We start from the raw sequence: 13722 nt of genomic DNA on the forward strand, positions 1-13722 counted from the left end.
GCAGGGAATTCATGATGAAAACAATAACCGTTCGTCCCGCAACAAAAGCGGTATTGGGTGCAGGGCTTCTTGCACTGGTTCTTACTGGCTGTGGAGGCAGTGATGGCGCCGATGGTGAAAACGGCACTGATGGCATCATTGGTGTCAATATCGACAATGCGTCTACATTACAAGCTTCATTTACAGATGCGAGTATTGCCAACGGTACCGTCAATGTGACCTTCAGTCTAAAAAATGCCAATGGTGTTGCTGTGCTTGGGTTAACAAAAGATCATGACTTACGTTTTGGTATTGCTCAATTAACCCCTGTTGTTGAAACGGTTAACGATGATGAAATCGATCGTGGTTATCAGTGGCAATCTTATATCAATGTATTAAAACAACCGAACACAAGCTCAATCCCTGACGGTGAAACTAATATCGCCCCATCAGAGCAATATCAGGCTGAAGTAGAAGTAGCATCTGCTTGTGAAACTTGCTTAGTTGATAATGAAGATGGCACCTACAGCTATACCTTTCAAACCAATGTGAGTCAGGTTACTGAACCATTAACCATTACCTACAACCAAGATAATACTCAACGCATTACGCTTGAATTAAAACAACCATTAGTCACAGCCAATGCCCACTATGATTTCCAACCGTCAACAGGGTTAACAGAAGATATCGCCTCGCGTGACGTAGTATCAATTGAGACGTGTTACACCTGTCACCAACCTGACAGTCTTGAGTTACACGGTGGTCGCCGTATTGATTTAGAAAATTGCGCATCTTGCCATACCGCCACATCAGGCGACCCTGAAACTGGCAACAGTGTCGATTTTACTTACATGATCCACGCTATCCATAAAGGCCAAGACCGCGTAACGCATACCGCAACAAGTGAAGAAGCTGCGCCTTACAAAGTAATAGGTTATGGCGGAAGTTTACATAACTACGGCAATGTTATGTATCCACAAAAACCTGCCGCCGATTGCAGTGCATGCCATGTTGAAGGCGATAATGCACCAAAAGATGCCGCATTATTTACTGCTAATAAAAGCGATACAGCCTGTATTGCATGTCATACAGAATCCGCATCTGAGCATCATGTTGGTTTAAGTGCACAATGTACTTCATGCCATATTGAAGATGGCTATGCACGCAGCGCAAAAGAAGCTCATGGCGATGTAATGACGGCTTACAATGAAACTAAAACTATAAATGTGGTCTTTAGCGATACAAGCGTAACGACTGATGGTGCATTCACAACCAAGGTTCAATTTACCGATGCGTCAGCCAATGTTATTGCAGCAGAATTTATCGACACCAGTAGCCGCATTGTCATGGCATGGGACAGTAACATCGATTACCCAGCTTATAACGATGCAAGTTACAACCAAAGACGTTTAAGACTCAGTGAAGGTGTTGCTAATGAAGATAACAGCTGGACATTAGTGTGGAGCAACGTGACCTTACCAAGCGATTATGTGGGAAAAACGTTTGAGCTTTGGTCGGCTGTTACTGCGTGTTACAACAACGGCGGATATGGTCGCCCTGAAGTGCAACTCACCTCTTGTGATACTGACGATGTTCGCACCGTTGAAATCAAAAGCAATGCTTATCAGTTTGTTATGGGGGCTGATGCTGTAGATAGCACTCAAACAGCAGCAGAGCGCAGAAACATTATTGATACAACAACTTGCCAAGGCTGTCACAACCAAGAAGTGTATCACTATGACAATGGTGTTAACTGTCAAACCTGTCATACACCTGATAAAACACTCAGAACCGATGATACCTACCCAGGCGGTAAAAAATCGACTAGCTTTGCATTTAAAGCGCACAGCGCTGAAGGCCACGATTTAAGTGTTGCTGGTGTTGAATCAGGTACAGTATTAAAAACAGATTGCGCGACATGCCACACCTCAGATGGTTTTACCTTAGGCCGTGCAGAGGATCGTGTATGGCGCTTTGGTGATACTGATACTGGTGCTGATATTTGGGTGTCATCAGACACCGGGGCTTGTTTAACTTGTCACCAAAAAACAATAACCGAATCGACGGTGTCTCACATAGAGTCTAATGGCGGTATTGTTGATGGTATGAGTGAAGAAGATGTACGCACACGCGCTGCAGAAATGTGCTCAACCTGCCACACCCCAGAACGTGTAAGCGAAAGTCACGGCTCTTAATGTTAATCACTTAATCATCTATGTTTATTAAAAAGGCTCCAATCACATTGGGGCCTTTTTATTTTACAAACAATAAATATGAGTTAAGCCTGTATTTTACATACCTCTTTATTAATAGGCTGATCACCATCACACTATTGCGTTCGCCTTACAGACGTCTAGCTGATAGTAAAGTAATCTTAATGTTGGGAATACTTTTTAAACATCAACTTAACTGATTTAAATATTGCAGAACATACTGCCAGTGAGTTTGATGTATGACCTTTGCAGGGACAATATGATGAATATAAAACACACAAAAATTGCATTATTACTTGCTATGTCAGCATCAATGACACTGGTTGGTTGCGGTAGCGGAAGTGACGGCGAAGATGGTGACGCGGGTAACCCAGGTGGCGAACCAGCAGAAACAATCCAAACACTCAATCTTGATATCACAGATGTCACTTATCAGGACAACAAACCAACGGTCACAGTATTTGCGACTAATCAAAACGATTTACCCATTGTTGGTCTAACCGAATTAGAAATTAAAAAAGTGGTTCAGCTCATTCCAGCTGGCGCCTCTGGTGCAGGTAATGCTGCACAATGGCAATATATAGGTTCTCAAGATACTTTTACCGATGTAGGCAACGGTAAGTATACCTTTACCATCAACGTTGAAAATTTTAACCCAGAACTAACTCAACGTTACAATGTCATTTCAAGTGCATCGACATTACTTGACGGTGTAACCGCGGTACCAAGAGCTGAAATCACCGAAGATTTTGACGGCGAAGGCTATACCGCTAAATACACTAAAAATGTGGTTAGTGATGCCACCTGTAATAGTTGTCATGCAGAAGGCGAAAGCATTTATCACAGCTATACCGACTTAACGACCTGTATCAGCTGTCATACCAATGAAATGGCAATCGAAAAAGATAAAGTCCAGGTCGACTTCAGCCATCTTATCCATAACGTTCATAATAGCGCCAAAATGTATGGCCGAAATTTAGATAAAAGCGCCGAAGCCGCTCATGCCATAGTGCAAGACAACTGTACTAACTGCCATATAGAATCTGAACAACTCACTGAATGGAACAACTGGACGCAAATTCCTACTATGGAAACCTGTAGTAGCTGTCATACTGATATTGACTTTGAAGCAGGTGATGGACACCCACAGCAAGTCGACAATTCTAATTGTATTGCCTGTCACAATGCCAGCTGGACAGAAACATTACATATTTCAGCATTCAGTGAAAAGCAAACCTTAATCAACCAATATGGTATGGATGCAGCGCTTGTGGCCAACAAAACCACAGATGAAGACATGTCAGCAACCTTAACGGTGACACTAACTGATGCTAATGGAACATCAATTGATGCGGCAACTCTCGTAAGTAAAATTCAACGCATCGAAACCATCACCAACGTAGGGCCTAACTTCCCTATTATGGGATATAACGCTAGCCCAGGCAGTGGGTTAGCAAAAATTAGCAAAGATTTGGTCAAAGTGGGTGAATTGCAAGCCGATGTCACCCTTGTTGATGGCAAATTGGTTTACACCATCGCCTCTTTACCTTTTGGCAGCGGTGACACAGACACAGCATTTACCTTTATTGGTTTAGAAATGTGCAGTAATGGCAGCCAAGCAATTGATTGTGTTGATGGTGTCGAAACCACCAGCATGAAAGCAGAGCTTGCACACGCCACACGTTCAGGTGCAGCCCCAAGTTACCGTCATATCGATTCGGTTAACTTTGGATCATGTGAAAGCTGTCACGGTGAAACATTTGAACTTCATAAAGGTTATCACGCTGGCTTTATCATGACAGAGCAACTGGGTCGTGAACTCAATGGTGAAATAACTGTTGGTGTAGACGCCTGTGTGACTTGCCATACTCCAGACGGTACCTATGCTTCAGGTGGCAATCAAGGTGCACTTGAAATGAAACTGCACAGCGTGCATGGCGAACAAGGCATTATTAAAGACTGTACTCAATGTCACGACGACTTTAATCTTGATGCCTTTAAAGTCAAAGGAGCACTTGCTACATCAGCTGGTCTATATACCACACCCATTACCGCAACCTGTGCGTCTTGTCATGGCTTTGACGACATCGCTCAACATGCAACTAGCCAAGGTGCCATTGTTAACGGTAGTTACCAAGAAGCCAACGATGCAGCGCAATTAGAAACCTGTTTCTACTGCCATATACCAAGCATTGAAAATCATACCGAAGTTAAATTTTAATTTGTTCAATGGGAGATAAGCCTCACTTATCTCCCATGCTATGACTTACTTTATCAAACTGTTGATCATCAAAATGGACAAATTAGGAAGTCTACTTATGAAGACCACAAACCAAATAAATACGCTATTGTTCAGCTTACTTTGCCTCACAGCATCTGCCGTATTTTTATCAAATCAAGTGCACGCAGCAAAATGGGACGCCACCATGACGCCCGCAGAAGTAGAAGCCACACTTGATAAAAAATTTGCAGAAGGTAAATACTCCCCTAAAGGCGCAGATTCTTGTTTAATGTGCCATAAAAAATCAGAAAAAGTCATGGATCTGTTTAAAGGTGTTCATGGTTCAATCGACTCATCAAAAAGCCCTATGGCAGGTCTTCAATGTGAAGCATGTCATGGTCCACTAGGTACCCATAATCGTGGTGGTAAAGAACCCATGATTACCTTTGGCCCAGACTCAAGCCTGGCAACCGATAAGCAAAACAGCGTTTGTATGAGCTGTCATAACGATGATAAACGTATGACCTGGGAAAGCAGCCATCATGCCAATGCCGATGTTGCCTGCGCATCTTGCCATAGCGTTCATGCCGCACATGATCCTGTTTTGTCAAAACAAACAGAAATGGATGTGTGCACCAGTTGTCACACTAAGCAAAAAGATGACATGAACAAACGCAGCAGTCATCCCATGAAATGGAACCAAATGACCTGTAGTGACTGTCATAACCCACATGGTAGCTTAAGCGATGATGATCTGATCAAACCTACTGTCAACGAAACCTGTTATACCTGCCATGCAGAGAAACGTGGCCCAAAGCTGTGGGAGCATGCACCCGTGACCGAAAATTGCGCAAACTGCCATAATCCTCATGGGTCGGTAAATGATGCAATGTTAAAAACGCGTGCTCCGCAATTATGCCAACAATGCCACTCAGGCGACGGTCATACAAGCAGTGTTTATTTAGGCAACACCGGCATGGGTTCAACAGTTAATGGTAACGCATTTACTGGCGGACGAAGCTGCTTAAATTGTCATAGCCAAGTCCATGGGTCAAACCACCCATCGGGCAAACTATTACAACGCTAAGGAGATAACAACATGAAAACCAAATTGAATATCATTACCTTAGCGTTATTATCCAGTTGCAGTTTTGGTTTATTCGCACAAGGATACGGCTTGTCTAATGCGAAAACAGATAACGTTAAGTTTGATGCATGGCAATGCAAAAGCTGCGTAGTTGAAACAGGAACAACTGGCACTGTTGGTGCGGGTATTGCCTACAACAATGAAGATGACATTTATTCTGCCAATGCTTTTAACAGCAGTAATGAAGTTGCAGGCAAAGTTGACGCCGATATCCATTATCGCGGCGAAGAAGGCTATCAAGCCAATGTTGATGCCCATAATTTGGGCATGGACAATGGCCGCTTAGATCTCGATGTCGGTCAGCAAGGTGTGTATAACATCAATGTAAATTACCGCACGCTTGCTCATTATGAGTCGAACAATGCACTAAGCCCGTATCAACAAATCGGTAGCGACTACCTAACGCTGCCAGATAATTGGGAAATCGCAGGTTCAAGCTCTGACATGACGATGCTCAACAGTAGCTTAAATCCATTTGAGTTATCATTAAACCGTGACCGTTATGGCATGGGTGTTGAGTACCAAACTCAATCAGTTTTTTCCACTTATGTGAACTTTCAACGTGAAGAAAAAACGGGCACAAAAACCACATCGGGTAGTTTTTATAATCAATCAATGATGTTAGCTGAGCCTGTTGACTACACAACAGACATCTTAAATGCTGGCATTAAACTTAAAGGCGACAACTGGTTTACTAGCCTCAACTACTCAGGCTCGGTGTTTAAAAATGACAACAACCAACTTGGTTTTGACAGTGCATTCAACCCAACCTTTGGTGCACAAACAAGCGGCTATATGTCATTAGCCCCTGACAACGAAGCGCATACCGTTTCCTTATTAGGCCAATATAATCTGGCCAAAACAAACCTAAGCGGTCGTTTACTGGTTGGTCAAATGACCCAAGATCAATCACTCACCAGCATAGGTTATGGTTATGACTTACCGGCTGAAAGTATCGACGCCAAAGTCGATATTACCGGCGTGACATTAAAAGCAATGACTCGGCTTAACCGTGCTTGGCGAGTCAGTGCTAGTTATGACTTCAACGACCGAGATAATAAAACGCAAGTTGAACAATGGACTCAAATAAGCATCAATGATGTCACTGGAGAAGCGGCATACAACACACCCTATGATCTCACGACTCATCGAGCCAAATTATCTAGCGACTATCGAATTACTCAAGGGATAAAACTGGATGCTGGATATGATTTTGAACGCGATGAGCGCAGCTACCAAGATCGAGAAACCACAGACGAAAATACCCTATGGGCTCGAGTAGGAGTCAATAACTTTGAAATGTGGAATATGTGGTTAAAAGCAAGTGTTAGCCAACGTGACGGTTCAAAATATCAAGCATCACAGATATCATCATCTGAGCAAAACACCCTGTTACGTCGTTACTATCTTGCCGATCGTGACCGCAGCCAAATTGAAGCTCGATTAAGTCATACGCCATTAAGTGACTTAACGGTCGACTTTGGTGCGCGCTATTCGCTGGACGATTACACAGACACAGCAATTGGCTTAACAGAGTCAACTGACACCTATTATGATGTCAACGTCCATTACGCCATCAATGCAGATGTGTCACTCAATGCATTCTATAACCATCAAATCATTAAATCTGAGCAAGCTGGCAGTTCAAATTTCAGCATCGCCAATTGGCAGGCAGACATTGAAGACACCATTGATTATGTCGGTGCAGGCTTAAGTTACAACAACTTACTAGATAGCCGACTAAAACTTGGGCTAGATTATGCATATTCAGACTCAGACAGCACCACACAAGTAAGGCAAGGTATCACTGGCGAATATGGTGATTATTTTGCAAAAGTGCATAACATCAATGTATACGGTCAATATCAAGCAACAGACAATATGAGCCTGCGAGTTGACTACAAGATTGAAAAATATCTTGATAATGATGACGCAAATGACATAAACCCAGATACTATTTGGAACCTAGTCAGCTTTGGTAACATCGACCATGATTACACCGCACATATGATTATGCTAAGTATGAACTATCGCCTGTAACTAATAGATTGATTTTTAAGTAACAATAAATAAATACCAACATCTTACATGTTGGTATTTTTATTGGTTGCATAAAACGCTTGCAACCTAACGCGATTTAACATTATATTAACAACGTGAATAACTTGTGATTAAAATTTGGGCAAACGGATGTTGCCCACATTTTCTTATTTACTCCCCCCTCCCCATTCAATACCTGAACATGATTGGTTATGATAAAATCATTACTCAGTTCTTGCGTCTCGCATAGCAAACCAGCGCCAACTCTCAATTGATTATGCTTTTTGGCAAAAACACAACTGTTCCCTGAGGGCATTATGCTTCAAATAGATACCGACATTGCAGGCAAAATTGTCGACCGCACCATGAAAATTATTGGTCACAATATCAATGTCATGAACGCACAGGCCGTCATTCTCGGTTCTGGTGAAAAACATCGTATCGGCACCATCCATGAAGGGGCATTATTAGCCATCAGCCAAAACCGTAACGTTGAAATAAACCACACTATTGCCGCTAATTTGCAAGGTGCAAAACCCGGTTTAAACCTCCCCTTGCACTACCAGGGGCAAGTCGTTGGCGCGATTGGTATAACCGGTGAACCAGAAAGCTTAAGTCACTACGGCGAGTTACTCAAAATGACCGCTGAAATGATCGTCGAACAAGCAAATTTACAAGAGCAACTCCAGTGGCAAAATCGCCAAAAAGAAGAGTTTATTTCGCAACTGATCCACGCGAGCGAAACAGAACTCCCCTCGTTAAAGCAATGGGCTTTGCAGTTAGGTATTGATTTATCGATGCCAAGAGTGGCTGCAATTATCGAATTAGACAGCAATAACCCGTCTTTTCAGCAAGATAATCAAGCCCTCAAACAAGTGATGTACTTATTGCAAAACCCAATGCGCGATAACCTAATCGCCATGACATCATTAACCCGACTTGTGATTTTAAAGCCCGCTTTTTTAGACGGTAAGCAATTTGACCCTGAACTTGAAAGCCAACGCATCGACAAATTACTCAAACGCTTACCGGCTAATATGCAACTGAACTTACACATCTCATTAGGGCATTATTTTAGCGGTGAGTTAGGCATTACTTATTCTTACCGCACCGCCAAAGAAACACTCGACATAGGAAAAAAATACCATCCAAATAAGAGTAAATATTTATACAAAGATTACAGCTTACAAGTGCTACTGTCAGGCTTACGTCATCATTGGCGTGGTAATGCCCTCGCTGGTCCGTATCAAAAATTGATCGAAGCAGATACCAACCAACAACTGCAAAAAACATTCGCAGCATACTTAGACCATTTAGGTGATCTACAAGCTTGCGCCAAAAGTTTGTTTATTCATCGAAATACATTGCGCTATCGCCTTGATAAAATACAATCAATTACTAATGTAGATTTACATAATTTCAATGGCTTACTCAGTTTGTACCTCGCACAACTTATCCACCAGCCTGAATAACTCCACCCTTATAAAACTGTGCATCTGCACAATAGCGAGCATAAAAACAACATCAACTTAGTGCAAAACAACAAAGCTATTTAGACCAAATGATTTACTATTATTGAGTGTTTTTACCCTCAAACAATAATAATGAGTAACTTATGGGCCTAATATTGATCCTAATCGGTGTTATCGCGTTTATCGTGATTGCCACCTCAAAATATAAACTACATCCTTTCTTAACCTTAATCTTAGCGTCATTTATTGCTGCTTTTGCTTACGGTTTACCTAGCCAAGAAATCGCCAAAACAATTACAAATGGATTTGGTGGTATTCTCGGTTATATTGGCCTAGTGATTGTCTTGGGGACTATCATCGGCACTATTTTAGAAAAAAGTGGCGCAGCCATTACAATGGCAGAAGTGGTGATCAAACTGTTTGGTCAGCGCTTTCCAACATTAACCATGTCTATCATCGGCTACCTGGTGTCTATTCCGGTATTTTGCGACTCAGGTTTCGTGATTTTAAACTCCCTCAAACAATCAATGGCCCTCCGCATGAAAGTCTCTAACGTGGCAATGAGTGTTGCGTTAGCTACAGGTCTTTATGCAACCCATACTTTTGTACCGCCAACACCTGGCCCCATTGCCGCCGCGGGTAATTTAGGCCTAGAGTCACAATTAGGTTTAGTCATTGCAGTGGGTGTATTTGTTGCGGCAATCGCCGCATTTGCAGGCATGTTATGGGCAAACCGATTTAAAAATGAAGAACCAGATGGTGAAGGCTCAGAAGAGTTAAATCAACAACTTGATCAACTCGATGACCTTAAAAACGCTTACGGTAAACTACCAAGCCCAACCAAAGCATTTGCCCCTATTTTTGTACCAATTTTACTTATTTGCCTAGGGTCAATAGCCAACTTCCCTTCTAAACCACTTGGCGAAGAAGGTATATTCTCAGTATTGGTATTTTTAGGCCAACCGGTTAACGCTTTAATGATTGGTTTGCTATTGTCGCTATCACTTTTAAAAAGCGATAAAAAAATTGCCGAATTTAGTGAACGTATCAGCCAGGGGCTTGTAGTTGCAGCGCCGATTTTACTGATCACTGGTGCCGGTGGCGCCTTTGGCGCGGTATTAAAAGCCACTGAAATTGGCGCATTTCTTGGCAGCAGTTTATCGGCATTAGGTGTGGGTATATTTATGCCATTCATCGTTGCTAGTGCGTTAAAGTCAGCTCAGGGTTCTTCAACCGTGGCACTGGTTGCAACTTCTGCATTAGTTGCGCCATTATTAGGTGATATCGGTCTTGATTCCGAAATGGGTCGCGTACTGACCGTGATGGCGATTGGCGCAGGCGCAATGACAGTATCGCACGCCAATGACAGCTTCTTTTGGGTTGTGACCCAATTTAGCCGCATGAGCGTTAAACAAGCTTACCGCGCACAAACTGCAGCAACATTAATCCAAGGTGTCACAGCAATGATTGTTGTGTACATACTCAGCTTATTTTTACTGTAACCCTTAATCAGAGACTATTATGAAAATCGTTATTGCACCAGACTCGTTTAAAGAAAGCCTTAGTGCACTAGAGGTTGCTAACGCCATTGAGCAGGGATTTAAACATGTGTTTCCCAAAGCCGAGTACTGTAAAGTGCCCATGGCCGATGGAGGTGAAGGTACGGTACAAGCAATGGTCGATGCCACCGATGGAAAAATCGTAACATGCCGGGTCACAGGGCCGTTAGGTGAACCAGTTGAAGCATTTTACGGCATTCTAGGACAACCAGATACCAACAGTCGACGTACGGCAGTAATAGAAATGGCTGCAGCATCAGGCCTTCATTTAGTACCGACAACTCAGCGAAACCCTCTGCTGACCACCAGTTTTGGCGTGGGCGAATTAATTGCAGATGCGCTTAACAATGGTATCAAGCATATTATTCTTGGCCTTGGCGGCAGTGCAACTAATGATGCTGGTGCAGGGATGATACAAGCGCTTGGCGCTAAGCTCACTGATATTAATGGCCATAATATTGCTCTGGGCGGTGCGGCATTAGCAACACTGCATAATGTTGACCTTGAGTTACTTCATCCTAACATCAATGAATGTACAATTGACGTGGCTTGCGATGTCGATAATCCCTTATGTGGTCCTCGAGGCGCGAGCGCCATTTTTGGCCCTCAAAAAGGGGCGAGTTCTGACATGGTAGAACAACTCGACCAGGCTTTGGCTCACTTTGCCAACGTGATTAACAGACAAGATTCACCGCACATTAAACTCAGCTGTGAACATCAAGCAGGCGCAGGTGCTGCTGGCGGAATGGGCTTTGGGGTGATGGCATTACTCGCTGCAACCTTAAAACCTGGCGTCGACATTGTGACTGAAACCGTTCAGCTTGCAAAACATTGCCAAGATGCCGATTTAGTCATTACTGGCGAAGGCCGCCTTGATGGGCAAACAGTGTTTGGAAAAACCCCAATGGGCGTGCTTAATGTTGCTAAAAGATACAATGTTCCTGTTATTGGTATTGCTGGTTGCTTAGGTGATGATGCTGGCGCTATTGTGCAACAGGGGATGACAGCGATATTTCCAATCATTCCGTCATTACAGCCACTAGAGCAAGTATTGGCCGAGGCGCAAACAAACCTGACTCACACTGCGCAAAGCATTGCTGCTGTTTGGTCTTTATCTCTAAAGCGGATTTAACCTTATCGCCGATAATAAAACGTCTAACCCCCTCGTGTTAGGCGTTTTTTTATCGCTGTAATTTAACGCAAACAGGATAAATACTTGAAGCAATGCATGGCTTACAGTAAAGTTAGCACCCTCTTTTCGTTCATTGGGCATCGCAGTAGTTTTTACACATAAGCTATTGTCCATAACACGAAGTTTTCATCTTAACGGCAAGAAAATGACCTCTAAAATTCCACGTCAAGCACAGGCTTCTGAAGACAGTTTATTGCGTATTTTTACCGCGCCAGAAGACGCTACATCGACGTTAAGCATTATTGAACAGAGGTTATCTCAAGATTTAGCCGGATTTTTGGGTAACAGCATAGCTGCTTTAGAAAAACCGCTATCTGAGATTGAAACAGATTTTAATGCCTATCAAATTCCAATAGACCCAACATTTGTGTCTGATTATGCTGACGAAATCATGCAAAATCTGGTGGCTCATTCAGTGCACACTGCAGCACCAAGTTTTATTGGTCATATGACCTCAGCACTCCCCTATTTTGTATTACCGCTATCTAAGATGATGGTTGGGCTTAATCAAAACTTAGTTAAAATTGAAACATCAAAAGCCTTCACCCCACTTGAGCGTCAGGTGCTAGGCATGATGCATCACTTAGTGTATCAAGAGCCCGGCCGCTTTTATGACCAATGGATGCACAGTGCTAATCATTCGCTTGGCGCTTTCTGCTCTGGCGGCACAGTGGCAAACATCACCGCATTATGGATAGCCCGCAACCGCTTGCTCAAACCACAAGGTGATTTTAAAGGCATCACCCGCGAAGGTATGCCTAAAGCGCTACGTTTTTATGGGTTTGACGACTTAGCGATTTTAGTGTCCGAGCGTGGACATTACTCTTTAGGTAAAACCGCTGATTTACTAGGCATTGGCCGTGACAATATCATCAGTATTGCAACAGATAAAAACAATAAAGTCGATGTTGATGCAATGCGCCAAGCTGCTAAAAAACTAGCGGCGCAAAATATTAAAGTGATGGCCATTGTTGGCGTAGCAGGCACAACAGAAACCGGTAGTGTCGACCCACTAACAGAGCTAGCAGAGCTGGCTGCCGAGTTACAATGCCACTTCCACGTTGATGCTGCTTGGGGAGGCGCTAGCTTATTATCTAACAAATATCGCCATTTACTGAAAGGGATAGAGTTAGCAGACTCTGTCACTATTGATGCTCATAAACAAATGTATGTGCCAATGGGCGCTGGCATGGTGATATTTAAAAACCCAGAACTGGCACAAGCCATTGTGCATCATGCTGAATATATTTTACGAGTGGGATCTAAAGATTTGGGCAGCCAAACGCTTGAGGGATCACGCCCAGGCATGGCCATGCTGGTACATGCTTGCTTGCAAATTATTGGCCGCGACGGCTATGAGATTTTAATTAATAACAGTTTGGAAAAAGCTCGCTATTTTGCATCCATTATCAAACAGCACCCAGAGTTTGAGTTAGTAACAGAACCTGAGTTATGTTTACTTACATATCGCTATGTTCCAAGTGCAGTACAACAGTTTTTAAACGATGCAGTGACAAACCAAAATGAGTCATTGGTATCTCAAGTCAATGAGCTTCTCGATGGCTTAACTCAATTTATTCAAAAGCATCAACGTGAGCAGGGAAAATCGTTTGTATCACGTACACGCATAAAACCGGCTAAATACTTCAGGCAACCCACGACAGTATTTAGAGTTGTATTAGCCAACCCGTTGACCAGCGAGCAAATTCTGCAAAACGTGTTAACAGAGCAAGTTGAAATCGCCCAATTAGATAATGAATATTTACCACAACTCATGGCGTTATTAACCTCAACTCTGGATAAGAGATGTATTGATAACGATATAAATTAATAGATTGACTAAAATCCACTGTCAAGCTTGTGATTTGTTTTGCTAACAAGGCGAATTAACGCGTCAAT

Annotated in this window: 8 protein-coding genes; all 8 read left to right on the forward strand. The window is 42.9% G+C overall.

Annotated elements, in window-relative coordinates:
- Positions 1-11: 11 nt before the first annotated feature.
- Positions 12-2174, forward strand: coding sequence for an OmcA/MtrC family decaheme c-type cytochrome (locus K8B83_RS16295; protein WP_223418245.1), 2163 nt, complete (start codon positions 12-14; stop codon positions 2172-2174).
- Between the two features lie 277 nt (positions 2175-2451).
- Complete coding sequence (locus tag K8B83_RS16300; RefSeq protein WP_223418251.1) at positions 2452-4413, forward strand: OmcA/MtrC family decaheme c-type cytochrome; 1962 nt, start codon at positions 2452-2454, stop codon at positions 4411-4413.
- Between the two features lie 97 nt (positions 4414-4510).
- Positions 4511-5500 (forward strand): DmsE family decaheme c-type cytochrome, encoded by a 990-nt coding sequence (locus tag K8B83_RS16305; RefSeq protein WP_223418253.1) that lies wholly within the window; start codon positions 4511-4513, stop codon positions 5498-5500.
- A gap of 12 nt (positions 5501-5512) precedes the next feature.
- Positions 5513-7600, forward strand: a complete 2088-nt coding sequence (locus K8B83_RS16310) for an MtrB/PioB family decaheme-associated outer membrane protein (protein WP_223418255.1) — start codon at positions 5513-5515, stop codon at positions 7598-7600.
- Between the two features lie 317 nt (positions 7601-7917).
- On the forward strand, positions 7918-9072 hold the full coding sequence (locus tag K8B83_RS16315; protein ID WP_223418257.1) for a sugar diacid recognition domain-containing protein: 1155 nt from the start codon (positions 7918-7920) through the stop codon (positions 9070-9072).
- 143 nt (positions 9073-9215) lie between these two features.
- Complete coding sequence (locus tag K8B83_RS16320; protein ID WP_223418264.1) at positions 9216-10574, forward strand: GntP family permease; 1359 nt, start codon at positions 9216-9218, stop codon at positions 10572-10574.
- A gap of 19 nt (positions 10575-10593) precedes the next feature.
- The gene (locus K8B83_RS16325) at positions 10594-11763 is read left to right on the forward strand and encodes a glycerate kinase (protein ID WP_223418266.1); all 1170 of its coding nucleotides are present in this window, start codon (positions 10594-10596) and stop codon (positions 11761-11763) included.
- A 205-nt stretch (positions 11764-11968) separates the two neighbouring features.
- Complete coding sequence (gene panP, locus K8B83_RS16330) at positions 11969-13654, forward strand: pyridoxal-dependent aspartate 1-decarboxylase PanP (protein ID WP_223418268.1); 1686 nt, start codon at positions 11969-11971, stop codon at positions 13652-13654.
- The last annotated feature ends 68 nt before the right edge of the window (positions 13655-13722 follow it).

The sequence above is a fragment of the Shewanella inventionis genome, from assembly GCF_019931735.1.
In the GTDB taxonomy this organism is placed as follows: domain Bacteria; phylum Pseudomonadota; class Gammaproteobacteria; order Enterobacterales; family Shewanellaceae; genus Shewanella; species Shewanella inventionis.

Coding starts and splice junctions, on each gene's coding strand:
- panP (WP_223418268.1), top strand. CDS start 11,969: ATGACCTCTAAAATTCCACGTCAAGCACAGGCTTCTGAAGACAGTTTA.
- K8B83_RS16300 (WP_223418251.1), top strand. CDS start 2,452: ATGATGAATATAAAACACACAAAAATTGCATTATTACTTGCTATGTCA.
- K8B83_RS16310 (WP_223418255.1), top strand. CDS start 5,513: ATGAAAACCAAATTGAATATCATTACCTTAGCGTTATTATCCAGTTGC.
- K8B83_RS16305 (WP_223418253.1), top strand. CDS start 4,511: ATGAAGACCACAAACCAAATAAATACGCTATTGTTCAGCTTACTTTGC.
- K8B83_RS16320 (WP_223418264.1), top strand. CDS start 9,216: ATGGGCCTAATATTGATCCTAATCGGTGTTATCGCGTTTATCGTGATT.
- K8B83_RS16295 (WP_223418245.1), top strand. CDS start 12: ATGATGAAAACAATAACCGTTCGTCCCGCAACAAAAGCGGTATTGGGT.
- K8B83_RS16325 (WP_223418266.1), top strand. CDS start 10,594: ATGAAAATCGTTATTGCACCAGACTCGTTTAAAGAAAGCCTTAGTGCA.
- K8B83_RS16315 (WP_223418257.1), top strand. CDS start 7,918: ATGCTTCAAATAGATACCGACATTGCAGGCAAAATTGTCGACCGCACC.